Raw genomic sequence first — 24484 nt, 5'->3', positions numbered from 1 at the left:
CTAACGCCGCAACCCACTCAGCCGTGGTTTTGAACACGGTGGCCTGCCGGATTAACGGAATCAGCTCGGCACGATGTGCGACCCGCTGCTTATTCGTGGAAAAGCGCGGATCATCAGTCCACTGCGGATGCCCAGCCACTTCTGCGAATTTGCGGAACTGGCTGTCGTTCCCCACCGTGAGGATGAAATCGCCATCGGCAGTAGGGAAATCCTGATAGGGCACGATATTAGGGTGCGCATTACCCAGTCGCCTTGGCGATACGCCCGTCGTCAGGTAGTTCATCGCCTGATTCGCCAGGCAGGCGACCTGCACATCCAGCAACGCCATGTCGATGTGCTGACCAGGCCCTCCCTGATCCCGATGCGCCAGAGCAGCGAGAATCGCCGACGTCGAATACAGCCCTGTAAGAATATCCGTCAGCGCCACGCCGACCTTGACCGGTCCCGCGCCATCCTCCCCCTCGGGACGACCGGTAAGACTCATTAGCCCGCCGAGCCCCTGGATCATGAAATCGTAACCTGCGCGCTTGGCGTATGGCCCAGTCTGACCGAACCCGGTAATGGAGCAATAGATGAGCCTGGGGTTCTCCAGCTGCAGCGATTCGTAATCCAGACCATAGGCCTTCAGCCCGCCAACCTTGAAGTTCTCGATGACAATATCGGACTTCGCCGCCAGCTCCCGAACCAACTTCTGACCTTCAGGCTGAGTGAAGTCTATAGTGACGGACTGCTTATTACGGTTGGCTGACAGGTAGTACGCAGCTTCAGACGTATTTTCTCCACGCGGATCCTTCAGAAAGGGCGGCCCCCAGGCGCGCGTATCGTCGCCATTGCCCGGGCGCTCGATCTTGATGACCTCGGCGCCGAGGTCAGCCAGAATCTGCCCTGCCCACGGGCCCGCGAGCACCCGAGACAAGTCCAGCACACGCAAATGCGATAACGCGCCCATTGCAGGCTCCTTAGTAGAAGGCCTGGATGCCGGTCTGTGCGCGACCCAGGATGAGCGCATGGACGTCGTGAGTGCCTTCGTAGGTATTGACCACTTCCAGGTTAACCAGATGCCTGGCGATGCCGAACTCATCAGAAATGCCATTACCACCCAACATGTCACGCGCCATACGTGCGATGTCCAAGGACTTGCCGCAAGAGTTGCGCTTCATGATGGAGGTGATTTCGACCGCTGCGGTGCCCTCGTCTTTCATGCGGCCCAGACGCAGGCAGCCTTGAAGCGCCAGCGTGATCTCGGTCTGCATGTCAGCGAGCTTTTTCTGAATCAGCTGATTAGCTGCAAGCGGACGGCCAAACTGTTGACGGTCCAGCGTGTATTGACGCGCGGTGTGCCAGCAAAACTCGGCAGCCCCCAAGGCGCCCCAGGAGATGCCATAGCGGGCGGAGTTAAGGCACGTGAAAGGACCTTTGAGGCCACGGACATCCGGGAAAATATTCTCTTCCGGCACAAACACGTTGTCCATGACGATCTCGCCGGTGATCGAAGCGCGAAGGCCAACCTTGCCGTGAATCGCCGGAGCCGTCAGGCCTTGCCAGCCCTTTTCCAGTACAAAGCCGCGGATATCGCCAGCGTCATCTTTGCCCCAGACAACGAATACGTCGGCGATGGGGCTGTTGGTGATCCACATTTTGCTACCGGTCAGGCGGTAACCGCCTTCGACGCTCCGCGCACGGGTGATCATCGCACCCGGATCCGAACCATGATTGGGTTCGGTGAGGCCGAAGCAGCCAATCCACTCACCGGACGCGAGTTTGGGCAGGTACTTCTGTTTTTGCGCTTCAGTGCCGAATTCGTTGATCGGCACCATGACCAGGGAGGACTGCACGCTCATCATGGAGCGGTAACCTGAATCGACGCGCTCGACCTCGCGAGCGATCAAGCCGTAACACACGTAGTTCAGACCGCTACCGCCATACTGCTCCGGGATCGTGGCACCGAGGAGACCTATCTCACCCATCTCGCGGAAAATCGCTGGATCTGTCTTTTCATGCCGGAAGGCTTCAAGTACACGCGGCGCTAGCTTGTCCCTGGCGAACTGCTCGGCGCTGTCGCGAACCATGCGCTCTTCTTCGGTGAGCTGCTGGTCCAGCAACAGGGGGTCGATCCAACTGAAACTTGCCTTGCCGCTCATGATTCTCTCCTCACCAAGATGCGCTTCCGGACTCGCCGGAAAAGTAATGGAGCGAGCCTAGGCCTGGAACCATCAAGGGAGCAAACGACGATTTCGCATCGTCTTGTGCTAATTTGTCACTCCGAAGCACGCTAATCAGCAGCCTGTCCGTTCTTCTGAGTGAGGCAAAGGTACATGCGCCGTAAAATCCCGAGCACCACCGCGCTGGTAAGCTTCGAGGCCGCTGCGCGGCACGAGAGCTTCACAAAAGCTGCCGAAGAGCTTTCGCTGACCCAGAGCGCGATCTGCCGACAGATCGCCAGCCTGGAAGAGTTCTTGAATGTCGGCCTGTTCCGACGCTCGCGACGGGGTGTGAAGCTAACAGAGGCGGGCCTTTCCTACAGTCGGCGCATTGCAACGCAACTCGACGCCGTTGAACGTGACACGCTGTCAGTGATGGGTCACCAGGGCGTGAATGTGATCGAACTCGCGGTGGTGCCTACCTTCGGCACGCAATGGCTACTTCCGCGTTTAAAGGATTTTCAAAAGAAACACCCTGACGTCACTGTCAACCTGACGAACCGCACGCGGCCCTTTTTGTTCGCGGATACCGAATTCGACGCAGCGATTTATTTTGGCGATGCTGATTGGTCCGGTACCGAATCTCACAGACTGATGGGCGAGAACCCGATGCCGGTCTGCAGTCCGGCACTGCTTGGGGCACGGCACAGCATTAGCGCTCAAGAGTTGGCCGAGATGCCGCTGCTCCAGCAAACCACTCGGCCCTATGCCTGGCGGCAATGGTTCAACTCGCGAGACATGGGCGTGGCCCGCGACATGACAGGTCCTCGTTACGAGCTATTCTCCATGCTCGCGCAGGCAGCCATGCACGACATGGGTGTGGCGCTCATACCACCATTTCTAATTCAGCATGAACTGGCCGAGAAGCGCCTGGTGATTGCCAACCCCCATCAGCTTTCTAGCTCAAAGGCGTATTACTTGATGATTCCAGAGCGCAAAACGGAATCGGCGTCCCTGAAAGCGTTTCGGGACTGGCTGATTCAGCAGGCCGACACTTACTCGCTGCCTTAAACACCCATCTGCGTCTTGAAGACTTAATGTAGTACGCCTACTTCAGAACCTACAGATATCCTGAATTGTCGCATTGACGACACACTTCTCAGCTCTGACCTTAACGCCCCAATAGTCATACAAATAGGGCTCTCCAGCCGTTTTCAGGGCGTTTTATAATTTCGTCGTCGGAAGACCCCTGCGGGCTCATATTTCATAAAAGATCATGTACATCAGGCACTTGCGTGATTTTGTGCGTCAATCGGTCACAGGGTGACTTGTAGTACATTTTTCGTTCAGTTACAGAAACCCTTGAAGGCCTCTGACATCCCCTGCAAAATGCCGCGCCCGGCTGTTTTAACGGGCGTAGTGATCGCAATCCCAGCCCTCGGGCCGTAGCGCGCTGGCCTAATTAAGACAATAAGATCACGCAGGAGATTTGACGTGCACATTGGAGTCCCCCTCGAAACCCAGCTTGGTGAAACCCGGGTCGCCGCCACTCCCGAGACCATCAAAAAGCTCATCGCCCAAGGCCACACAGTGACCGTTCAGAACGGCGCGGGCATTGCAGCGAGCGTGACGGACAGTGCTTACGAGGCAGCAGGTGCATTGATCGGCAGCGCCGCCGATGCGTTCGGCGCTGAACTCATCCTCAAGGTCTCCGCTCCCGGCGATGCAGAGCTACCGCTGATAAAAAGCGGCGCCGTGGTAGTCGGGATGCTCAACCCGTTCAATAACGACATGATCGCCAAGCTGGCCGAACGCGGAATCGCCGCCTTTGCCCTCGAAGCTGCGCCACGCACCTCGCGCGCGCAAAGCCTTGACGTGCTTTCCTCCCAGGCCAATATCGCCGGCTATAAAGCTGTGTTGTTGGCGGCGCATCACTACCCGCGCTTTATGCCGATGCTGATGACTGCGGCCGGTACGGTGAAAGCAGCGCGAGTGCTGATTCTTGGCGCGGGCGTTGCGGGGCTGCAGGCCATCGCCACGGCCAAACGCCTGGGTGCAGTCATTGAGGCCTCTGACGTGCGTCCGGCCGTCAAGGAACAGATCGAGTCGCTAGGGGCCAAGTTCGTTGACGTGCCGTACGAAACTGACGAGGAGCGCGAGGCTGCTGTGGGCGTCGGCGGTTACGCCCGCCCGATGCCAGCCAGCTGGATGCAGCGTCAGGCAGTGGCCGTTCATGAGCGCGCCAGGCAGGCGGACATCGTGATTACCACGGCGCTGATCCCTGGTCGCAAGGCACCGGTGCTGTTGAGCGCTGAAACAGTCGCGCAAATGAAGCCCGGTTCGGTGGTGATTGATCTGGCTGCCGCGCAGGGCGGCAACTGCCCGCTTACGGTGGCGGATCAGGTGGTGGTCGAGCACGGCGTGACCATTGTCGGCCACACGAATCTCCCGGCCATGGTTGCGGCGGATGCATCGGCTCTTTATGCCCGCAACCTGCTGGACTTCATGAAGCTGCTTTTCAACCAGGAAGGGCAGTTCCAGATCAACCTCGAAGACGACATCGTTGCCGCGTGCCTTATGTGCCGCGATGGCCACGTCATCCGCAAGAACGGCTGAGGATAAAAATAATGGAAGAGTTCATCTCACCCGGCATCTACAACCTGATCATTTTCGTGCTCGCCATTTACGTCGGCTATCACGTGGTCTGGAACGTGACGCCTGCGCTGCACACGCCCCTGATGGCAGTTACAAACGCTATCTCGGCCATCGTTATCGTCGGCGCGATGCTCGCTGCAGCGCTGACAGTAACGCCACTGGGCAAAACCATGGGCACGCTGGCCGTCGCGCTGGCCGCCGTTAACGTCTTCGGCGGTTTTTTGGTCACCCGGCGCATGCTGGAGATGTTCAAAAAGAAAGCGCCCAGGGTTAAAGACGAGGTGGCCAAGTAATGAGCATGAACCTCGTCACATTGCTGTACCTCGTCTCCGCGATCTGCTTCATCCAGGCGCTGAAGGGCCTGTCTCATCCGACCACGTCGCGTCGAGGCAACCTGTTCGGCATGCTCGGCATGGGTCTGGCTGTTTTAACTACGGTCGGACTGGTCTTCAAACTGGCCGCGTTGTCCACGGACGGTGCCAGCGCAGGGATTGGTTATATCCTGATCGGTCTGCTGGTCGGCGGCACTGCCGGTTCGATCATGGCAAAGCGCGTCGAAATGACCAAGATGCCGGAACTGGTCGCCTTCATGCACAGCATGATCGGTCTGGCCGCCGTATTCATCGCCATTGCTGCCGTGGTCGAGCCACAGTCGCTGGGCATTGTTCACCACTTGGGTGATCCGATTCCGGCGGGCAATCGTCTGGAGTTGTTCCTTGGCGCAGCGATTGGTGCGATCACCTTCTCCGGCTCCGTCATCGCTTTCGGCAAGCTGTCTGGCAAATACAAGTTCCGCTTGTTCCAGGGCGCACCGGTGCAGTTTGCCGGTCAGCACAAGCTCAATCTGATTTTGGGTCTGGCGACGCTGCTGTTCGGCATCACGTTCATGCTGACGGGTAGCCTGTTCGCGTTCAGCATTATGCTGATCCTCGCGTTCGTGATTGGCGTGCTGCTGATTATCCCGATTGGCGGCGCAGACATGCCGGTCGTGGTGTCGATGCTCAACAGTTATTCGGGCTGGGCGGCGGCGGGTATTGGCTTCTCGCTGAACAACTCGATGCTGATCATCGCCGGCTCTCTGGTCGGCTCTTCCGGCGCGATTCTGTCGTACATCATGTGCAAAGCGATGAACCGCTCGTTCTTCAACGTGATCGGCGGCGGCTTTGGTGGCGCTGCGGATACCGGTGCTGCAAGTGGCACCCAGGAAGCCCGCCCGGTCAAATCCGGATCAGCTGACGATGCGACCTTCCTGCTGACCAACGCCGACACTGTAATCATCGTGCCGGGTTACGGGCTGGCGGTCGCTCGAGCGCAGCACGCGCTGAAAGAGCTGACCGAAAAGCTGACCCACGCGGGCGTCACGGTGAAGTACGCGATCCACCCGGTGGCCGGCCGGATGCCGGGGCACATGAACGTGCTGCTGGCGGAAGCCGAGGTGCCTTACGATCAAGTGTTCGAGATGGAGGACATCAACTCCGAATTCGGTCAGGCGGACGTCGTCCTGGTGTTAGGCGCCAACGATGTGGTCAATCCCGCGGCCAAGAACGATCCCAAGTCGCCAATTGCCGGCATGCCAATTCTTGAGGCGTACAAAGCCAAGACCATCATCGTCAACAAGCGCTCCATGGCCAGCGGCTATGCCGGCCTGGATAACGAGCTGTTCTATCTGGACAAAACCATGATGGTGTTTGGTGACGCCAAAAAGGTCATCGAGGACATGGTCAAAGCGATCGAATAACGGTTGCAACCCGCGATAAAACAACCCTCGGCGCAGGTGATGGCCGAGGGTTTTTTACACCCCGGGTAAAAGTGTTTCTCGCGCAGAGGCGCTAATTAGAGCCCTTAGTGCGACCTTGGTAGCGGGACGAACACACTTCAAATCTCTAGACTTCGCTCACGCATCTTTGTCATGAGATTAAACAACATGCACCGTGAACGAATCCGTCTGCCCTCGCTGATGAGCAAGATAATGAGCGCGGCCGACGCCGCTTCCTTGATCAAGGACGGCATGACCGTTGGCATGAGCGGCTTCACCCGCGCAGGCGAAGCCAAGGCCGTGCCCCAGGCGCTGGCTGAACGCGCCAAAGCAGTTCCGCTGAAGATCAGCCTGATGACGGGCGCAAGCCTGGGCAACGATCTGGACAAGCAACTGACCGAAGCGGGCGTGCTGTCCCGCCGCATGCCTTTTCAGGTCGACAGCACTCTGCGCAAGGCCATCAACGACGGCAGCGTTATGTTCATCGACCAGCATCTGTCGGACACCGTCGAGCAACTGCGCAATCGTCAGATCAAGGCCGTGGATATCGCCGTGATTGAATGCGTGGCGATCACCGAAGAAGGGCACCTGGTGCTCAGCACGTCAGTCGGCAACTCGGCGAGCTTCGCCATTCTTGCGGAACACGTGATCATCGAGATCAACCTCGCCCAGCCCCTGGAGCTGGAAGGGCTGCATGACATCTATATACCCACTTACCGGCCGACGCGGCTGCCGATCCCGGTGCTTAAGACCGATACCCGAATCGGCAGTCAGGCCGTGAAGATCGATCCGGCCAAGATCGTCGGCATCGTGATCAGCAATCAACCCGACTCGCCGTCGTCGGTATTGCCGGCAGACACCGACACTCAGGCTATCGCGGGCCATTTGGTTGAGTTCTTCAAGAACGAAGTGCGGCTGAACCGCCTGACCAATCAGCTGATGCCGCTGCAGGCCGGGGTAGGCACGATCGCCAATGCCGTCATGACAGGGTTGATCGATTCACCCTTTCACGGCATGACGATGTATTCGGAAGTACTGCAGGATTCGACGTTCGACCTGTTCGAGGCGGGCAAGCTGGATTTTGCCTCGGGCTGTTCCATGACGCTGTCCGAGCGCAAGCACTCTGCGGTCTACGACAATCTGGAACAGTACAGATCCAGACTGTTACTGCGCCCTCAGGAAATTTCGAACCATCCAGAGGTCGTCCGCCGCCTGGGCATCATCGGGATCAACACCGCTCTGGAGTTCGACTTGTACGGAAACGTCAACTCCACCCATGTGGGCGGCACACGGATGATGAACGGGATAGGCGGGTCAGGCGACTTTGCACGGAATGCCCATCTCGCCATTTTCGTAACTAAGTCCATCGCCAAGGCCGGGGCGATCTCAAGCGTGGTGCCCATGGTCAGCCATGTGGACCATACCGAACACGACGTGGACATCCTGGTGACAGAGATAGGACTGGCCGATTTGCGAGGTCTGGCACCCCGGGAACGTGCGCGGGTCATCATCGACAACTGCGTGCATCCGGCTTACCGCGAGGCGCTGAATGATTATTTCCGCCGCGCCTGCGCAATTGGCGGCCACACCCCGCATGTGCTGCGGGATGCACTCAGCTGGCACCTTAACCTCGAAGAAACGGGACACATGTTGGCGATCTGAAAACACAGTTTGTCAGTGGCGGCAACCTTTCGTCATCACAGTTGGCAGCTTGAACGCAAATCCTGCAAAAACTGTACTGCTGTACGGGTTATATCGGGTAGGCCAAACGGGAAATGACCAGCGCAATCATCCAAAAAGCACACTTATGGTGCAGACCCGTACAGTTGCCCCACTTCTGAACAAAACAGTGTTGTTTAACAGTTAACTGGAGCAGCACAATACAAATGAACTGTGTCTAGAGAGAGGAGGGCAATGAGAGGAATATTGTCACCAATCAAGTCACTCTCTAATCCCGCCACAAGCGGAAGGAAGATGCATCATGGAACGCACCGTCAGTTCCGAACTGTTCTACGAAGACACCGCAAAAACCGCACAAGCCTCTTTGCCGCTGCGCATGTTCGCCAACCTGATGCTCTGGCAGCGTCGTCTGTCCAGCCGCCATCAACTGGCTCGTCTGGATGCACGTTTGCTGGCTGACGCCGGTATCAGCGAATCCCAGCGTTACGAAGAGCTGAGCAAGCCGTTCTGGCGCTAATGTAGCGTCTGCTGGTCCCAGGCAAAGCGCCTCTCGCCAGCAACCCGAATTGTTCAAACAAAACCCGTCAGCAGGGCACTGCTGACGGGTTTTGTCGTTTCAGGCCAGCGTACAGCTTGGCAACCAAAACCAGTACAGTTTGATTTTCTTCACGAAAACCCATACAGACCAATGTTTTCAGGCGATTTCAGCAGTAATGGTCCGCACGCCGGCTACTTGCGTAAGGCGAGGATGGTTAGCGGGCTCGCTTATAAGCTAATCTTGCGCCACCTTGACCACGCACTCGCGAGACAGCTAAGGCTGAGCTTCCGATTTAAGCGTCAGTGGTTTTCGAGTCCCGTTATTTTGGAGTGCCTGTATGTCTCGCGTTCGCCTGTTGAGTGCCGCTTTCCTGATCGTTGCCGCTACCGGGGCCCAGGCTTCCAGTTTCGTTGTTACAACCGACACCATCGTCCGTGCGCTGGATGCATCATCCAATGCCACGTCGAAAATCTCGTCCTCCTTTCATGACGACAAGATTGTCCTGGCCGCCCGCGACGACGCAGCAAGCTTCGTTGCCAGCGAAGGCGAGATCCGTGGCGTGAAGCTTCAAGGCGCGTTGCAACACATCCGCGAGGTTGCGCCAAGCCTGCAAGCGTCGGACGCGCAACTCGCGCAGGCGATTCTTGCCATCTGATTCAGTATCGCGACAGGTTTCTCCCGCCTACGCCTGGGTCTTTGCACTAGCTCTGACCCGGGTGTTGCGCTAGCCTTGCGACTCGTTTCGCAGAACCTGAACAGCCCTGAATAGCCATGCATTCGTTGTCTCGCCTAGCGCTTGCCGTCATCGCCACCTTGAGTATTTCCACTCAGGTTCTGGCGTTCGACGTGACCACACAAAGCCTGGTCAAAACCGGATACGCCACCAGCCAGGTGACGACCGGGCCTTTCGATAGCAAGTTGATAATTGCCGCCCAGGATGATGCAGCAGTGTTTGTTGCCAGTGATGGCCAACTGCGAGGAGCACGACTGGAATCGGCGCTGGCATACCTGCGTCAATCCCGCCCGAAACTTCATGCAAGCGACCTTGAACTGGCGCAGGCAATCCTCGTCCAATAGTCACTTTTTTGTAACTTCCGTATTTTGGAGACGTTCCATGCGTACCCCGTTGATCGCTGCCGCCCTCGGCCTGCTCTTGCTGACTGATATGGCACAGGCACAAACCCTGAAGGCCACCAGTAACATCGTCGTTCGCGCCCTCGGCCGCAGCATCGATTTCACCTCCGACACCACCTCATCCGTACGTAACTGGAAACTCGTACTCGAAGCGCGCGACGACGCCGCCAGCTATGTCGCCAGCAACGGCGATATCCATGGCGCACTGCTCGACGCAGCTTTCATGACGCTGCGCGACCGCCTGCCGGAGGCCCGCAACGCCAGTGACCAGGACCTCGCCGAGGCCATCCTCGCACTGTGAAACGCCTCGCTGTCTGGCTGCTGACGTCGGCGCTGTCGCTGATTTGCACGGGCGCCTTCGCCGATCTCAGGCTGTCGTTGCATGCAGACGGGCTCAGCCCTGCGCAACAAAAGGCCAGCCAGACATTGCTCGACGAAGCGATGGAGCACCTGCCGCCACTTTTCGTCAGCAAGCTCGATAGAAAGGTCGAAGTGCATTGGACGGATGACATGCCGTCCAATGCCTACGGCCGTGCAGACGGCCCTTACCGGCTGGACCTCAATGAGCACTTGCTCGCCGGCCTGACCGATGGCAGCGCCGCAACAACCCGAACCAACCGTCCTCACGGCACCGTGCGCGAAGAAATGCTCGCCACGGTTCTGCATGAGCTGACCCATATTTATGATCACGCGCAGCTCTGGTCCCCTGAAGACCGCAAGTTGATCGTTGCATGTACCCGGCAGGGCAAGAGCGTGGGAAAGGTTGGCCTGCGTGACAGCTGTCGGGGGCAGACCGACCGACGCTTCACGTTAAGTGATGATCCCCGCCTTCTGGATCTGGCGGGATGGCCACAGTACGTCGGCCGCCGCGGTGACAGGGAAGAGCGCAACGGCCAGGTCGCGCGCAGTCCGGACATCTACGAAATCAGCAGCCCGCTGGAGTTCGTTGCGGTGAACATGGAGTACTTCCTCCTCGATCCGGCCTACGCCTGTCGCCGTCCGGCACTCTACGACTATTACAAAGCTCGGTTCGACTGGGCGCCCGCGACGAAAGATCAGTGCCCGACGTCCTATCCTTACCTCAACGCCGGGAACGACTTTGCCCGAGAGCCACTGGGCAAGCTGGACCCCGAACGTGTGTACGAAGTCGATTACCTGCTGGCCGAGGCCAACCAGAATCTGGCGAGCCGTTGGGGCCATAGCATGCTTCGGCTGGTGATATGCAAGCCTGGTCGGCCGCGTGGCCCGGACTGTCGGCTGGATCTGGATCAGCACCTGGTGCTGTCGTATCGCGCCTTCGTCAACGACCTTCAGCTGTCCAGCTGGAGCGGCTTGACCGGGAAGTATCCCTCGCGCCTGTTTGTCCTGCCGCTGGGTCAGGTGATCGATGAGTACACCAAGACCGAACTGCGCGGCCTGGCCTCTGTCCCGCTGAAACTGTCCCGAGAGGAGATCAACGGTCTGGTTCAGCACGCTGCCGAGATGCACTGGGCCTATGACGGGGATTACTGGTTCCTGTCCAACAACTGCGCGGTGGAAAACCTGAAGCTGCTGCGCAGTGGCACCAACGATCCGCGGCTTGTCGGGTTGGACAGCATCATGCCCAATGGGCTGCTGGAAGTCCTCAAGGGCAGGGGGCTGGCGGACACCAGCGTGCTGGACGATCCGAAGAAAGCGCTGCGCATGGGATACCGCTTCGACTCGTACCGCGATCGTTATCAGGCGATGTTCGATGTACTGCGCAAGACTACTAGCGTCAAGCAGACCACGGTCGAGGATTGGCTGGCACTGACGCCCCAAGAGCGGCGCCCGTATTTCGCCAATGCTGATTTACGCACCAGCGCGGCAATGCTGCTGCTGGAACAGGCCGGGCTCCGTCGTCAGTTATTGCTCGCGCAGGATGAGGTCAAGCAGCGCTACCTCAGTGCTGTGGAGCAGAAGGACAACGGCGTCTCCAGGGCGACCGGCACGCTGCAGGACATTCTCGCCAACAGCGGATTCCTGAGTCGACCCGCAGAATTGCTCGGCAGCGGCGGCTACGGTCTGCCGCAGGAAGGCGAGTGGAAGCGCTTGGAGGACGAGAGCAGCCAGCGGCAGAAACAGCTTCAGCGGCTCAGCGGCGATCTGGACAAAGAGGTGAGGGCGCTGCTCGATCCCGACCGCGCCGCCGAGATCGCTGCAACCGAAGACAACCTCAAGCAGGTCGGTGAACACCTGCGGGCGCTGCACAAGGCAGCAGGCGGGCTGGAGCTGCCCTGATCGCTGCGCGCCCCTAAATGACTCAGGCAGTTTCCCCAGACTCACCTGGCAGATGCTCGTCGAGGTGCAGCCAGGGCAGGCGGCTGTCGGTCCAGATGTGTCGATCGGCAGGCGTCAGCTCCGGATGATCAAGGGTGGCAATAGTCACATCCATGGTCTCCGGGCTGTTCCGGCTGAACAGCGCGACCTGTGCCCCACAGTTATTGCAGAAATACCGCACGCATGTCGGGCCTGAATCATAGGTAGTCGGACTTCCCGCCAGCCATTTGAAAGCCTCGACCGGCACGCTGGTCCACGTCACGACGATCCCACCTGACGTGCGGCGACAAATCGAACAATGGCAGTGGGCGACGTCATCCACGGGGCCATCGAGCTGGTAACGCAGATTGCCGCAATGGCATCCGCCGGTCTGCAATTCACTCATGAGCACTCTCCAGGTTATGTAGGGGTCTGACCGCATCCTGGGGTCGATAACTCAAACTCCCGCTCGTCAAATTGCGACATGCAACGAAAGCTGGCTGAAAGCTTCCCCGTTTAGCATCACCTCACCGCCGGCGAAAGACCGGTCGGCCAGGACGAACGCGCTTGACGTTCTCCGGCCCATCTACAACAACAATTAGGTGATTTCCGATGCTTGCATGTGCCCTGCAGTACCCCCTTCGTAATCCCCGACTCCACGCGCCGCTCGTTTTGAGCTGATCGATTCGTCTCGTCCGTTCCCACGCCGCGTAACGCTGGAGTAATTGCTATGTTGACCTTCCTCGGCTTCGCCATGGTCGTCGCCTTCATGTACCTGATCATGAGCAAGCGCCTGTCCGCGCTGATTGCCTTGATCATTGTCCCTATCGTTTTTGCCTTGTTCGGTGGCTTCGCCTCGGAAATCGGCCCAATGATGCTTGCGGGCATCACCAAGCTAGCGCCAACAGGCGTAATGCTGATGTTCGCCATCCTTTATTTCGCACTGATGATCGACTCCGGGCTGTTCGACCCGGCCGTGCGCAAGATCCTCAAGCTGGTGAAAGGCGACCCGGTCAAGGTGTCGGTCGGTACGGCTGTGCTGGCGCTGGTTGTCTCGCTGGACGGTGATGGCGCCACGACGTACATGATCTGCGTGGCCGCCATGCTGCCGCTGTACAGCCGTCTGGGCATGAGCCCGCGCATCATGGCGGGCCTGATCATTCTGGCCGGCGGCGTGATGAACATGACGCCATGGGGCGGCCCGACCGCGCGGGCAGCGAGTGCCCTGCATGTCGATCCATCCGACATCTTCGTGCCAATGATTCCGGCGATGCTGGCAGGCGTTGTGGCGATTCTGCTGATCGCCTACTTCTACGGCAAACGCGAGCGTGCGCGCCTGGGCGAACTGCACCTGCCCGGTGACGAGGGCGATCACAGCGACATCAGCGTTTCGCAGTTTCCTGAAGCCCGCCGCCCCAAGCTGATCTGGTTCAACGCCGCACTGACGCTGGTGCTGATGGTGGCGCTGATCATGGGCCTGCTGCCGCTGCCGGTGCTGTTCATGATCGCATTCAGTATCGCGATGATCGTCAACTATCCGTGCCTGCAAGCACAGAAAGACCGTGTAGCGGCCCACGCCGGCAGCGTGCTGGCAGTGGTCGGACTGATTTTTGCTGCGGGGATCTTTACCGGTATCCTGTCCGGCACCGGAATGGTCGACGCGATGTCGAAGAGCCTGCTGGCCGTGATTCCTGAAGCGATGGGCCCTTATCTGGCCGTGATCACTGCAGTTGTCAGCATGCCGTTCACTTTCTTCATGTCCAACGACGCGTTCTACTATGGTGTGCTGCCAGTGCTGGCCGAAGCCGCTTCGCATTACGGCATCAGCCCGGTGGAGATGGCACGTGCCTCGATCGTCGGCCAGCCCGTCCACCTGTTGAGTCCGTTGGTGCCGTCGACGTATCTGCTGGTGGCACTGGCGGGCATCGAGTTCGGTGATCACCAGCGCTTTACCCTCAAATGGGCCGTGCTGGTGTGTGTATGCATTCTGATCGCTGCGCTGCTGATGGGAATTTTCCCGCTTTACAGCAGCCTATAACGCAACTCAACGCTCCCTCTGGCGTAACTGTGCCGGAGGGAAGACAAACGCTCAAAGGAATACGTAATGGAATGGCTGACCAACCCTGAGATCTGGGTTGCTTTCTTCACGCTGACCGCCCTGGAAATCGTGCTGGGTATCGACAACATCATCATGATCTCGATCCTGGTCAGCCGCATGCCTAAGGCGATGCAGCCACGCACCCGTATCTTCGGCCTGGCGCTGGCGATGGTGACGCGGATTCTGCTGCTGCTGTCGATCACCTGGGTCATGCGCCTCACCGACGACCTGTTCGTGGTCCTCGGCCAGGGCATTTCCGGACGTGACCTGATCCTGTTCTTCGGTGGTCTGTTTCTGTTGTGGAAGAGCTCGCAAGAGATCTACCACGGCATGGAAGGCGAGGAAGAATCGCTGGATGAGCCGAAAGGCAAGGGCGGCATGTTTCTGTACACCATCCTTCAGATTGCAATCATCGACATCGTATTCTCGCTGGACTCGGTCATTACTGCCGTGGGTATGGTTTCCCACGTACCGGTGATGGTCGCGGCGATCATCGTGGCGGTGCTGATCATGATGCTGTGCGCGGGCGTCATCAGCGACTTCATCGAGAAGCACCCTTCGCTGAAAATGCTGGCGCTGTCGTTCCTGATCGTCGTCGGCACCGTGCTGATTGCCGAGTCGTTCGATGTGCATGTGCCGAAGGGCTACGTCTACTTCGCCATGGCGTTCTCGCTGGCGGTTGAGGCGATCAACATCAAAATGCGCACGTCGATGGCGAAGAAGCGCAAGATGCAGGACCCTGTGAAACTTCACAAGGACGTACCGGGGCAGTAACGTCCGCTGCGCGGATGTGGTGAAAACGGGGCCCTTTGAGTGCCCCGTTTTTTATCGGTGCGAATCAACGGGCGACCTTCAAATACCTGATTTATGACAGATTTGTTTCAAGAAATAATCCGCTGTGCCATGCTGGCATTAAGGCCACAGGCCGACTAAAGCTTTAGTTGAGCGCGCTGTTCGATGCACCTCATGCGCTTACGCTCGCTACACGCTGGACCTTTAACTTTGCCCGATGGGCAACCTACAGGGGGCTCTCCATATGCTGACCCTGCTCGATTTGCTGTCTGCCGTCGCGCTGTTGATCTGGGGCACACACATCGTTCGGACCGGCATTCTGCGTGTCTACGGCTCGCAGCTGCGCCGGGTCATTGGCCAGAACATGGCCAAACGCCCGCTGGCATTCGTTGCGGGGATCCTCGTCACCGCGGTGGTGCAAAGCAGTAACGCCACGGCGATGCTGGTGACGTCCTTCGTTGGCCAGGGTTTGATGGGGCTGACGCCCGCGCTGGCCATCATGCTCGGTGCCGACGTCGGTACTGCGGTGATGTCGCGAATCCTGACATTCGACCTGTCGTGGCTATCACCGCTGCTGATCTTTCTGGGCGTGATCTTCTTTCTGTCGCGCAAACAAACCCGCGTGGGTCAGTTGGGTCGTGTCGGCATTGGCCTGGGCCTGATCATTCTCGCCTTGCAGCTGATTGTCACTGCCGCTGCGCCCATCACCCAGGCGGCCGGGGTCAAGGTGCTGTTTGCGTCACTGACGGGTGATCTATTGCTCGACGCACTGGTCGGCGCCATGTTCGCGCTGATCTCCTACTCAAGCCTTGCGGCGGTGCTGCTGACGGCGACCCTCGCAGGCGCGGAAATCATCAGCCTGCCGGTGGCGATCGGTCTGGTGATCGGCGCCAACATCGGCAGTGGTCTGCTGGCGTTCCTCAGCACCAGCATGCAAAACGTCGCCGGGCGGCAGGTGGCCTTGGGCAGTCTGTTGTACAAACTGATCGGCCTGTTGCTGATCACCCCTGTGCTGACCCCGCTGGTGGCGTGGATGGACACGCTGAATGTCAGTCCGTCGAGCCTGGTCATCAGCTTTCATGTCATCTACAACTCCCTGCGCTGCCTGATCATGCTGCCGACCGTGGGACCGATGGGACGCCTGTGTGCGTCGATTCTGCCTCAGCAGGCCGAGATCAACGGCCAGACCAAGCCTCGCCATCTGGACCTGACCGCACTGGCCACGCCGAGTCTTGCGCTGGCGAATGCCGTGCGCGAAACCCTGCGCATGGGTGATCTCATCGACAGCATGCTCAATGCCATGCAAGAGGTGCTGCGTGGCAACCAGACGGCGGTCACTCAAGAGGTGCGTCGGCTCAACGATGATGTCGAGGTACTCTACAACGCCATCAAGTTATACCTGGCGCAGATGCCCCGCGACGACCTCAGCGATCAGGACAATCGCCGCTGGGCCGAGATCATCGAACTGGCGATCAATCTGGAACTGGCCAGCGGGCTGATCGAGCGCATGCTGCGCAAGGTCCAGCAGCAAAAGACCTCGCAGCGCCGTTCGTTTTCCGACGTCGGCCTGGAAGAACTGTCCGGGCTGCACGAGCAACTGATGGCGAATCTGCGTCTTGGCCTGTCGGTCTTCCTCAGCGGCGACCCGGAGAGCGCGCGCCAGTTGTTGCGCGAGAAGCGTCGTTTTCGGGCACAGGAGCGGCGCCTGGCCCATGCCCATGTCAGCAGACTGCAACGCAAGATTGTGCAGAGTATCGAGACCAGCTCCCTGCACCTTGAGCTGATTTCCGACATGAAACGCTTGAACTCGCTGTTCTGCAGCAGCGCCTACGTGGTCCTTGAAACCACTGACACAGGCGCCTTGTCCAGCGAGGGCAACCCGGAATAATCGTGGTGAACGCAGGCGCCGCTGCGAAGTCTGTTACACATATCGGCCCGCAAGGAAGCCCGTTTTTATGCGTTGCCTGCTGTTCGTTTGTCTGGTTCTGACATCCCTTTCTTCCATGGCCCTCGACCGGTTGCAGGTTGAGGGCTACGTGCTGCCCAACGGTTTGCAGTTGTTGCTCAAGCCTGCGGACAAAGGTCATGTCGCTATTCGCCTGGTCGTGGGTATTGGCTTCGATGACTTCAAATGCGAAGACAAAGAGCTGCCGCACCTGCTGGAGCACCTGCTATTCAGCGGGATCGACAACAGCGGGGAGGGCGGACTTGAGCAACAGATGCAGGCGCTGGGTGGAGAGTGGAACGCGTTCACCAGCAACACCGATACCACTTTCGTCATCGAGGCGCCGGCGCAGAATCAGCGCAAGGTGCTCGATCTGCTCCTCAATCTGCTGACTCACACGCAAATCAATCAGGCCAATCTGGACACTGCCAAGCGCATCGTCGCCCGTGAAGACGGTGGCCACTACTCGCATTTGCAACGCTGGCTGGACAAGCGTGATCTGGGCCACGGTGCCAGCAGTCAGCTTGCCGTTGAGCTTGGCCTCAAATGTCCGGAGCGGGCAGAGGTCGATCACCTCACGCTGGAGCAAGTCGAGAATATCTACAACAACTGGTACGCCTCCAACAACATGACGCTGATCATCGTGGGCGAACTCGACAAGTTGCTGCCGGCCTATCTGGAACGCACCTTTGGCCAACTTAATGCGGTGGATCCTACGGAACATCCGCCGCTTCGCTCGATGACCGAAAAGGCCGATCCCGAGCGCACCCTGATCCGCGGCGCGTTGGGCGATGGCGCGAAGCTGCATTTGCTGTTCCCTGAGCCGGACATGGGCGAGCAGCACGATGAAACCTGGGATCTGGTGAAAGCGTATCTGGACTGGGCGCTGTACAGCGAACTGCGTCTGGACAAGGGGTATTCCTACGGGCCATGGGCCGATCGCGAAGCGTTCGGGGACACCGGCTTTCTCAGCCTTAATGCCGATCTCAACCGCGAAGACGTCGATTCGGCCACGGCGGCAGTGCGCGCGATGCTCCAGCGGCTGCGCAAGGAAGGCATGGACCCGGCCACCTTTGCACGGCTGCAGCAGGCCTCGGTCGCCAAGCAAGCCTGGACGGTTCAAGGCAATAGCGCGCTGGCCGACTATTACTGGGGTGCGTTGAACGATTACGACGATGGCCGCTTCCAAGACCCGGCCAAGCGGACCCGGGGCGTGAGCCTGGATCTGGCCAATCAGGCGATGCGTCAACTGCTGGCGCAACCCGGGTATCTTCGCGTTGAGGAGCCACTGCTCAGTTACGACGAGCTATATGGGGCCGGATGCTTGCTGACAGGGCTGGTGGCGTTGCTGATTGTCTGGCGATGGCGGGTTTACAAGAAGCGTCCGTTGTAACGCCTATAGTCAGCGTATTGGATTCAGCGGGACCGTCAGACGCAAACGATCTACAACTTCATAGACCTAGCTTCATAAACGAAGAGTGACGCCCACCGATGCCGGACATCAACGCAATCATTCAGCACTCGCTCGTCCAGCGTGTGCTGGAGTTCATCAAGCGCTACCCCGGGCTGATTGCGTTTTTTGGGTTTTGCTCAGGCATCGGCAGTTTCATTCTGGTGGATCGCCAGGCCAAGCTGGCGACCTGGATTGCGGTCATTCTGCTGGTGAGCTGGATCTGGCTGATGGTGGAAAACAGCGCGGTCGCGCTGTTCGCGAAGATGTTCAAGCGCGAGATCCCGCAGCCGCTGCTGCGCTACGGCACTCAGATGATCCATCAGGAAAGCCTGTTTTTCGTACTGCCGTTCTTCTTCGTCACCACCACGTGGTACAGCGGCCAGCTGGCGTTCACCGGGCTGCTCGGGGCGGCAGGCCTGATTTCCATCATCGACCCGCTGTACTACAAATGGCTGGCGCCGCGCCGCTGGCTGTTCATGGCTCTGCACACCCTGACGCTGTTCGCCGCACTGCTCACGGCGCTGCCGATCATCGTTCACCTGACCACCGCCGAAAGTTACAAACTGGCGCTGGGCATTGCGATGCTGCTGTCATTTCCGAGCCTGGCATCGGGCTATCCGATCAACAGCTGGCAGCGCGGCCTTGGCGTGGTGGCCATGACACTGGCGATCGGCGGCGCGGGCTGGATGGCGCGATTCTGGGTGCCGCCGGCGACTCTCTGGCTGACCGAAGCAGCGATCAGCACCCGCTTCGATAATCAGAATCGCACCCCCGGCGAGAGCATTCAGGAGATCGGCGTCAACCAACTGCGCAGCGCCGGGCTTTACGCCTACACGTCGATCAACGCCCCGCGCGGTCTGAACGAGCGGATTTATCACGTGTGGCGCCACAATGGCGAGGAAATAGAGCGGATTGCTCTAGACATCAAGGGCGGTCGTGAGGAAGGCTACCGAGCCTGGACGCACAAGCAGAATTTTCCGCCGGATGTGTTGGGCAAATGGCAGGTGAGGGTGCTCACGGAGGACGGGCAGATGATCGGGGTGCTGCGCTTTGACGTTACCGAGCGTGATCAGCCGGCCGTCACTCGCAACAAGATCAAGCCCGCAGGCCTCAAGCCAGGCACCGACGCTGCAAAGCCGGATGATTCCGAGGCGAAAAAACCCGCAGACAGTGCCCCAGCCGAGAACTCATCTGCCCCGGCCAAAACCAACTAAGCTCGTCGCTATGACCCCACTGACCACCCAGGTTTCCTCCGCGCCCAAGGTTCCAGGACGCGTCTTACTGGACACTTCGAGCGATCCCGTGCAACTGCGGATTGCCGGAGACTGGACGCTCACCCATTACCGCGAACTCAAGCGACAGACCGATGCGTTAAGTACAGGATTCGGCCCAGCCACCCTGGTGGACATGGACCAACTTGGCGCGCTCGATACCGCTGGCGCTTCACTGCTCGTGGAGCTGCTCGGTGTGCAGCGCCTGCGTTTGCTGGCCGTGCAAGCGCCCAACCTGCCGGAATCCAGCCGCGCGCTGATGCAAACCATCCAGAGCGCACTGGCTGACTATTGCCAGCCCGTCCGAGAGCCTGAAGCGGCGGTCGGTATGCAGCTGCTGTCGCGAATTGGTTCGGCAGTGGAGGTGATCTGGAAGGACACGCTGCAACTGTTGGGCTTTATCGGGCTGATACTGCAGACCTTCGCCTCCACGCTGTTTCGCCCTAGGCGCTGGCGCACCACTTCCGTCATTGCCCACATCGAGCAAATCGGCCTGGACGCAGCGCCCATTGTGGCGCTGCTGACGTTCATGGTCGGCGCCGTGGTGGCCTTTCTCGGCGCCACGGTGCTGAAGGCTTTTGGCGCGACCATTTTCACCGTAGACCTGATTGGCTTCTCGTTCCTGCGGGAATTCGCCGTGCTGCTGACTGCCATCTTGTTGGCCGGTCGTACGGCCAGCGCCTTCACCGCGCAGATCGGCTCGATGAAAGCCAACGAAGAGCTGGATGCGCTGCAGACACTGGGGCTGAGCCCTACGGAACTGCTGGTGTTGCCCCGCGTTCTTGCGTTACTCATCTCCCTGCCCATGCTGACCTTTCTCGCGATGATCTGCGGCATTGTCGGTGGCGGCGTGGTCTGCGCTCTGTCCCTGGGCATCTCGCCGGCGATGTTTCTGTCGTTGATGCAGGCCGACATCGGCGTGCAGCACTTTCTCGTCGGCATCGCCAAGGCGCCGATCTTCGCGTTTTTCATCGCAGCGATCGGTTGCCTGGAGGGCTTCAAAGTCGAGGGCAGCGCTGAGTCCGTCGGGGCTCACACGACATCGAGCGTGGTGCAGTCCATTTTTGTGGTCATCGTGCTGGACGCACTGGTCGCGATGTTCTGCATGGAGATCGGCTGGTGACCCGCCGTTGCGTACAACCCGTCGAGACGGTGATTGAGGTCCGCGGCTTGAGCAATCGCTTTGGCCCGCAAGTGGTGCATGAGAACCTCGATCTGGAACTGTATCGCGGGGAAATTCTCGGGGTGGTGGGCGGCTCCGGCGCAGGCAAGTCAGTGTTGCTGCGCAGCATTGTCGGGCTGCAAAGACCTGCCTCGGGCAGTGTCCGCGTTTTGGGTCAGGATTTGCTGAATTTGTCCGATAAAGCGCGCTCTCAGGTGGAACGACGTTTCGGTGTGCTGTTTCAGAAAGGCGCGCTGTTCTCCTCGCTGACCATCACGGAGAACGTTGCGCTGCCGCTGATCGAACACGCCGGGCTGAGCCGCGAGGAGGCCGAGCATCTGGCCGGAATCAAAATGGCGTTGGCCGGACTGCCGTTGTCGGCGGCGCATAAATACCCCGCGTCGCTCTCCGGTGGCATGATCAAGCGCGCGGCGCTGGCGCGAGCACTGGCGCTGGATCCGGACATCCTGTTTCTGGACGAGCCCACTGCCGGGCTCGATCCGATTGGCGCCGGCGCGTTTGACCAGTTGATCCTGACCCTGCGCGACGCCTTGGGACTGAGCGTATTCATGGTCACCCACGACCTCGACACGCTTTATACAATCACCGACCGCGTCGCCGTGCTGGCGCAGAAGCGCGTGCTGGTTGCCGACACCATCGACAGGGTGTCCGCGACCAAGGACGCCTGGATTCACGAATACTTTCATGGCCCGCGTGGCCGCTCGGCCTATTCGGCGGCCACCCACCCACACGAGGTCTCATGATGGAAACCCGCGCCCATCACGTTTTGATCGGCCTGTTCACGGTCATCGTGGTCGCTGCCGCGCTGCTGTTTGGTCTGTGGCTGGCCAAATCCAGCGTCGACTCGGCGTTCAAGGACTATCAGGTTGTCTTCAACGAGGCGGTCACCGGTCTGTCTCGCGGCAGTCCGGTGCAATACAGCGGGATCAAGGTCGGTGACGTCGTGCAGTTGCGCCTCGATCCCCAAGACCCGCGCCGCGTGCTGGCGCAGATCCGCGTTGCCGGCGAAACCCCGATCAAGCGCGACACCTTCGCCAAACTGGCATTGGCCGGCATCACTGGCACCTCGCTGATCCAGCTCAGTGGCGGTACACCGCAAAGCGAGGCGTTGAAGGGCGAGGGCGGCAACCTGCCAGTGATCATCGCCTCGCCGTCGCCCATTTCGCGGCTGCTGAATGACAGCGATGATCTGCTCAGCGGCAGCACCGCACTGCTGCACAACGCCAACGCCATGTTTTCTTCCGAGAACGTCGAGACGCTGTCGCGCACGTTGCAACACTTGGAGCAGACCACGGGCGCGATCTCCGATCAGCGCGACGACATTCGTCAGGCCTTGAAGCAGATGACGCTGCTGAGCAAGCAAGCCGGCGCGACCCTGGAGCAAACCTCTACGCTGATGCGCAACGCTAACCAGTTGCTGACCAGCGATGGCAGGCAAACCATCGCCAGTGCGCAGCAGGCGATGAAGTCCCTCGAACAGAGCAGCCAGACCATCAATACGCTGCTCAAGAACAATCAGAATTCGGTGAATGATGGCCTGCAAGGCTTGGGCGAACTGGGCCCGGCGATTCGCGAGCTGCGTGAAACCCTCAGCTCGTTGAAAACCATTTCCCGCAGCCTGAATGCCAACCCGAGCGGCTACTTGCTGGGTAACGAAAAGAATAAGGAGTTCGAGCCATGAGGCTTTTCGGTCAGTCCGTCACTGGGCTGTTGTTGACGGCAACGCTGCTGTCACTCGGCGCCTGTTCGATACTCCCGGAGCAGGCGCCGTCGGACGTCTACCGTTTGCCGACAGCATCGACCGCCAGCAAAGGGACGTCGCCCGTGTCGTGGTCGTTGAGGGTAGTCCGGCCTAAATCCAGCGAGGCGCTGGACAGTCCGCATATCGCCGTCATACCCGAGGGCAATGTCATCAGTAGCTACAAGGGCGCGCGGTGGAGTGATCCCGCGCCGGTTCTGCTGCGAAACCGCCTGACCGACGCCTTTTATCGCGATGGCCGGGTGCAGTCGATCAGCACCGACGACAGTAATCTGCAGGCTGATTTTGAATTGGGCGGGGAGTTGCAGGCGTTCCAGAGCGAGTATCGGGGAACCGCCATTGAAGTGGTGATCCGCCTTGATGCGCGGCTGGCCGACGATCGCCAGCGGATCGTGGCGAGCCGGCGCTTTGAAGTGCATCAGCCGGTGGCTGACAAGCAGGTGCCGGCGGTGGTCTCGGCATTTGGTCAGGCCAGCGATACGCTGGCCGCCCAAGTGTTGCAATGGAGCGTTGAGCAGGGCGAGAGGCGTTACACCGCCGCGCCGAAGAACCAGTAACAGACAGCAATCGCCGCAACTACACCGGCGAACTCGGCCAGCAGCGCGCAGCCCACGGCGTGTCGTGCGCGCTGGATGCCCACGGCGCCGAAGTACACCGCCAGGACGTAGAACGTGGTTTCGGTGCTGCCTTGAATCGTCGCCGCGACGAGGGCCGGGAAGCTGTCGACGCCTTGGGTCTTCATGGTTTCGATCAGCATCGCCCGCGCCGCGCTGCCGGAGAACGGCTTGACCAGCGCAGTCGGCAGCGCGTCGACAAAGCGCGTGTCCATGCCCAGCCATTGAATACCGTGTCGAATCCCCTCAAGAATCAGATCCAGCGCGCCCGACGCTCGCAGCACGCCCACGGCGCAGAGCATCGCGACCAGATAGGGCAGCAGGTTCTTGGCGACGTCGAAGCCTTCTTTGGCCCCTTCGACAAAAGTTTCGTACACCTTGACCTTGCGCAGCGCGCCAATCACCAGGAACAGCATGATGATGCCGAACAGCGTCACGTTGCCCAGCACCGACGACAGACTCGACAGCGCAGCGGCGGACAGCCCGGCCAGTACCGCCATGAAACCGCCCAGCAGCAACGCGCCGGGAATCAGATAAGCGAGCACCACCGGGTCCCACAACTTCAGGCGCTGCATAAAGGCGACCGACATCAGACCGACCAGTGTCGAGGCGCTGGTGGCGAGCAGGATCGGCAAGAACACCATGGTGGGATCGGCGGCACCTTGCTGGGCGCGGTACATGAAGATGGTCACTGGCAGCAGCGTCAGCGAAGAGGCATTGAGCACCAGAAAGAGGATCTGCGCGTTACTGGCGATGGTCTTGCTGGGATTGAGCTCTTGCAGCGACCGCATGGCTTTGAGGCCGATGGGTGTGGCGGCGTTATCCAGACCCAGCGCGTTGGCGGCGAAGTTGAGGGTGATCAGGCCCAGCGCCGGGTGGCCGCGCGGCACTTCAGGCATCAGGCGATGAAACAGCGGCGCCAGGACTTTGCCCAGCCAGTCGACGATGCCGGCCTTCTCGGCGATGTTGAGAAAGCCCAGCCACAGGGTCAGGGTGCCGAACAACAGCACCATGACTTCCACCGACAGCTTGGCCATGGCGAAGATGCTCTCGACCATGGCGGCAAAAACGCCGGCATTGCCTCCCACCAGCCACTGCGCCAGCGCAGACATTGCCGCGACCACAAAAAACCCAAGCCATAGGCCGTTCAGCATACAAATCCCCTCGCAAGATGCGGCGATGATAACG

23 protein-coding genes (1 of these 23 only partly in view) are annotated in these 24484 nt (G+C 59.6%); 19 read left to right on the top strand and 4 right to left on the bottom strand.

Translation table 11 applies throughout. The annotated features are described in order from the left end of the window. Positions 1–949, bottom strand: partial view of a CaiB/BaiF CoA transferase family protein gene (locus AC3ISG_RS00510; RefSeq protein WP_489298275.1) — the 5' portion only. Its footprint begins 272 nt before the window's first position; only the first 949 of its 1221 coding nucleotides appear in the window; it begins with the start codon at positions 947–949; its stop codon lies off the left edge, out of view. A 10-nt stretch (positions 950–959) separates the two neighbouring features. Then, the gene (locus AC3ISG_RS00505) at positions 960–2141 is read right to left on the bottom strand and encodes an acyl-CoA dehydrogenase (protein WP_122534346.1); all 1182 of its coding nucleotides are present in this window, start codon (positions 2139–2141) and stop codon (positions 960–962) included. Positions 2142–2315: 174 nt separating this feature from the next. Between AC3ISG_RS00505 and AC3ISG_RS00500 the strand changes: the two genes are divergently transcribed. The 10 genes from AC3ISG_RS00500 (at position 2316) to AC3ISG_RS00455 (ending at position 12163) form a co-directional block, all read left to right on the top strand. Continuing rightward, positions 2316–3212 carry a LysR family transcriptional regulator gene (locus AC3ISG_RS00500; protein ID WP_122534345.1) on the top strand — a complete coding sequence of 299 codons (897 nt, stop codon included), beginning with the start codon at positions 2316–2318 and terminating at the stop codon, positions 3210–3212. A 423-nt stretch (positions 3213–3635) separates the two neighbouring features. Continuing rightward, a complete protein-coding gene (locus tag AC3ISG_RS00495; protein WP_489298274.1) occupies positions 3636–4757 on the top strand; it encodes a Re/Si-specific NAD(P)(+) transhydrogenase subunit alpha in 1122 nt (373 codons plus the stop codon). Positions 4758–4768: 11 nt separating this feature from the next. Then, positions 4769–5089 carry an NAD(P) transhydrogenase subunit alpha part 2 gene (locus tag AC3ISG_RS00490; protein WP_122534343.1) on the top strand — a complete coding sequence of 107 codons (321 nt, stop codon included), beginning with the start codon at positions 4769–4771 and terminating at the stop codon, positions 5087–5089. Beyond that, positions 5089–6534: an NAD(P)(+) transhydrogenase (Re/Si-specific) subunit beta gene (locus tag AC3ISG_RS00485; protein ID WP_122623697.1), complete on the top strand. Its 1446-nt coding sequence runs from the start codon at positions 5089–5091 to the stop codon at positions 6532–6534. Before AC3ISG_RS00490 ends, AC3ISG_RS00485 begins: the two co-directional genes overlap by 1 nt. Before the next feature lie 186 nt (positions 6535–6720). Next, positions 6721–8214 carry a succinyl-CoA:acetate CoA-transferase ScpC gene (gene scpC, locus AC3ISG_RS00480; protein ID WP_489298273.1) on the top strand — a complete coding sequence of 498 codons (1494 nt, stop codon included), beginning with the start codon at positions 6721–6723 and terminating at the stop codon, positions 8212–8214. Between the two features lie 319 nt (positions 8215–8533). Then, entirely contained in the window at positions 8534–8749 is a 216-nt protein-coding gene (locus tag AC3ISG_RS00475; RefSeq protein WP_093466716.1) for a DUF1127 domain-containing protein, read from the top strand. 358 nt (positions 8750–9107) lie between these two features. Continuing rightward, the gene (locus AC3ISG_RS00470; protein ID WP_122623695.1) at positions 9108–9425 is read left to right on the top strand and encodes a DUF2388 domain-containing protein; all 318 of its coding nucleotides are present in this window, start codon (positions 9108–9110) and stop codon (positions 9423–9425) included. A gap of 116 nt (positions 9426–9541) precedes the next feature. Further along, positions 9542–9847, top strand: a complete 306-nt coding sequence (locus tag AC3ISG_RS00465; RefSeq protein ID WP_122534339.1) for a DUF2388 domain-containing protein — start codon at positions 9542–9544, stop codon at positions 9845–9847. 37 nt (positions 9848–9884) lie between these two features. Continuing rightward, positions 9885–10205 carry a DUF2388 domain-containing protein gene (locus AC3ISG_RS00460; protein ID WP_065987895.1) on the top strand — a complete coding sequence of 107 codons (321 nt, stop codon included), beginning with the start codon at positions 9885–9887 and terminating at the stop codon, positions 10203–10205. Then, positions 10202–12163, top strand: a complete 1962-nt coding sequence (locus AC3ISG_RS00455; protein WP_489298272.1) for a DUF7844 domain-containing protein — start codon at positions 10202–10204, stop codon at positions 12161–12163. Before AC3ISG_RS00460 ends, AC3ISG_RS00455 begins: the two co-directional genes overlap by 4 nt. Positions 12164–12185: 22 nt before the next feature. Here AC3ISG_RS00455 and AC3ISG_RS00450 read toward each other — a convergent pair whose 3' ends face one another. After that, positions 12186–12587 carry a GFA family protein gene (locus AC3ISG_RS00450; RefSeq protein WP_272635250.1) on the bottom strand — a complete coding sequence of 134 codons (402 nt, stop codon included), beginning with the start codon at positions 12585–12587 and terminating at the stop codon, positions 12186–12188. 324 nt (positions 12588–12911) lie between these two features. On the opposite strand from AC3ISG_RS00450, the gene AC3ISG_RS00445 reads away from it, so the two are divergent. From AC3ISG_RS00445 to AC3ISG_RS00405, 9 genes are all read left to right on the top strand, one after another. Further along, the gene (locus tag AC3ISG_RS00445; protein ID WP_122534336.1) at positions 12912–14219 is read left to right on the top strand and encodes a CitMHS family transporter; all 1308 of its coding nucleotides are present in this window, start codon (positions 12912–12914) and stop codon (positions 14217–14219) included. Between the two features lie 66 nt (positions 14220–14285). Beyond that, positions 14286–15053 (top strand): TerC family protein, encoded by a 768-nt coding sequence (locus AC3ISG_RS00440; protein WP_122534335.1) that lies wholly within the window; start codon positions 14286–14288, stop codon positions 15051–15053. A gap of 262 nt (positions 15054–15315) precedes the next feature. After that, complete coding sequence (locus tag AC3ISG_RS00435) at positions 15316–16959, top strand: Na/Pi cotransporter family protein (protein ID WP_272635249.1); 1644 nt, start codon at positions 15316–15318, stop codon at positions 16957–16959. A 67-nt stretch (positions 16960–17026) separates the two neighbouring features. Continuing rightward, positions 17027–18409, top strand: a complete 1383-nt coding sequence (locus AC3ISG_RS00430) for a M16 family metallopeptidase (protein ID WP_489298271.1) — start codon at positions 17027–17029, stop codon at positions 18407–18409. A 98-nt stretch (positions 18410–18507) separates the two neighbouring features. After that, a complete protein-coding gene (locus AC3ISG_RS00425; protein ID WP_122623688.1) occupies positions 18508–19683 on the top strand; it encodes a DUF5924 family protein in 1176 nt (391 codons plus the stop codon). Between the two features lie 10 nt (positions 19684–19693). Further along, positions 19694–20863, top strand: a complete 1170-nt coding sequence (locus AC3ISG_RS00420) for an ABC transporter permease (protein ID WP_122534331.1) — start codon at positions 19694–19696, stop codon at positions 20861–20863. Then, positions 20860–21666 carry an ABC transporter ATP-binding protein gene (locus tag AC3ISG_RS00415; RefSeq protein WP_489298270.1) on the top strand — a complete coding sequence of 269 codons (807 nt, stop codon included), beginning with the start codon at positions 20860–20862 and terminating at the stop codon, positions 21664–21666. Before AC3ISG_RS00420 ends, AC3ISG_RS00415 begins: the two co-directional genes overlap by 4 nt. After that, on the top strand, positions 21666–22604 hold the full coding sequence (locus AC3ISG_RS00410) for an MlaD family protein (protein WP_485619883.1): 939 nt from the start codon (positions 21666–21668) through the stop codon (positions 22602–22604). The genes AC3ISG_RS00415 and AC3ISG_RS00410 overlap by 1 nt, the downstream gene beginning before the upstream one ends. Next, on the top strand, positions 22601–23239 hold the full coding sequence (locus AC3ISG_RS00405) for an ABC-type transport auxiliary lipoprotein family protein (protein ID WP_489298269.1): 639 nt from the start codon (positions 22601–22603) through the stop codon (positions 23237–23239). The genes AC3ISG_RS00410 and AC3ISG_RS00405 overlap by 4 nt, the downstream gene beginning before the upstream one ends. Here AC3ISG_RS00405 and AC3ISG_RS00400 read toward each other — a convergent pair. Further along, positions 23212–24450, bottom strand: a complete 1239-nt coding sequence (locus AC3ISG_RS00400; protein WP_489298268.1) for a nucleoside recognition domain-containing protein — start codon at positions 24448–24450, stop codon at positions 23212–23214. The genes AC3ISG_RS00405 and AC3ISG_RS00400 overlap by 28 nt on opposite strands. Positions 24451–24484 lie beyond the last annotated feature (34 nt).

The sequence above is a fragment of the Pseudomonas sp. GL_135 genome (assembly GCF_057834665.1).
The sequence above is the reverse complement of the archived record's forward strand: the minus strand, read 5'-3'. Positions and strand labels throughout refer to the sequence as shown.

Bases quoted from the DNA above. Each gene is read 5' to 3' on its own strand.
- AC3ISG_RS00505 (WP_122534346.1), bottom strand. From the start codon at position 2,141: ATGAGCGGCAAGGCAAGTTTCAGTTGGATCGACCCCCTGTTGCTGGAC.
- AC3ISG_RS00500 (WP_122534345.1), top strand. From the start codon at position 2,316: ATGCGCCGTAAAATCCCGAGCACCACCGCGCTGGTAAGCTTCGAGGCC.
- AC3ISG_RS00490 (WP_122534343.1), top strand. From the start codon at position 4,769: ATGGAAGAGTTCATCTCACCCGGCATCTACAACCTGATCATTTTCGTG.
- AC3ISG_RS00485 (WP_122623697.1), top strand. From the start codon at position 5,089: ATGAGCATGAACCTCGTCACATTGCTGTACCTCGTCTCCGCGATCTGC.
- scpC (WP_489298273.1), top strand. From the start codon at position 6,721: ATGCACCGTGAACGAATCCGTCTGCCCTCGCTGATGAGCAAGATAATG.
- AC3ISG_RS00475 (WP_093466716.1), top strand. From the start codon at position 8,534: ATGGAACGCACCGTCAGTTCCGAACTGTTCTACGAAGACACCGCAAAA.
- AC3ISG_RS00470 (WP_122623695.1), top strand. From the start codon at position 9,108: ATGTCTCGCGTTCGCCTGTTGAGTGCCGCTTTCCTGATCGTTGCCGCT.
- AC3ISG_RS00465 (WP_122534339.1), top strand. From the start codon at position 9,542: ATGCATTCGTTGTCTCGCCTAGCGCTTGCCGTCATCGCCACCTTGAGT.
- AC3ISG_RS00460 (WP_065987895.1), top strand. From the start codon at position 9,885: ATGCGTACCCCGTTGATCGCTGCCGCCCTCGGCCTGCTCTTGCTGACT.
- AC3ISG_RS00450 (WP_272635250.1), bottom strand. From the start codon at position 12,587: ATGAGTGAATTGCAGACCGGCGGATGCCATTGCGGCAATCTGCGTTAC.
- AC3ISG_RS00445 (WP_122534336.1), top strand. From the start codon at position 12,912: ATGTTGACCTTCCTCGGCTTCGCCATGGTCGTCGCCTTCATGTACCTG.
- AC3ISG_RS00440 (WP_122534335.1), top strand. From the start codon at position 14,286: ATGGAATGGCTGACCAACCCTGAGATCTGGGTTGCTTTCTTCACGCTG.
- AC3ISG_RS00435 (WP_272635249.1), top strand. From the start codon at position 15,316: ATGCTGACCCTGCTCGATTTGCTGTCTGCCGTCGCGCTGTTGATCTGG.
- AC3ISG_RS00430 (WP_489298271.1), top strand. From the start codon at position 17,027: ATGCGTTGCCTGCTGTTCGTTTGTCTGGTTCTGACATCCCTTTCTTCC.
- AC3ISG_RS00425 (WP_122623688.1), top strand. From the start codon at position 18,508: ATGCCGGACATCAACGCAATCATTCAGCACTCGCTCGTCCAGCGTGTG.
- AC3ISG_RS00420 (WP_122534331.1), top strand. From the start codon at position 19,694: ATGACCCCACTGACCACCCAGGTTTCCTCCGCGCCCAAGGTTCCAGGA.
- AC3ISG_RS00410 (WP_485619883.1), top strand. From the start codon at position 21,666: ATGGAAACCCGCGCCCATCACGTTTTGATCGGCCTGTTCACGGTCATC.
- AC3ISG_RS00405 (WP_489298269.1), top strand. From the start codon at position 22,601: ATGAGGCTTTTCGGTCAGTCCGTCACTGGGCTGTTGTTGACGGCAACG.
- AC3ISG_RS00400 (WP_489298268.1), bottom strand. From the start codon at position 24,450: ATGCTGAACGGCCTATGGCTTGGGTTTTTTGTGGTCGCGGCAATGTCT.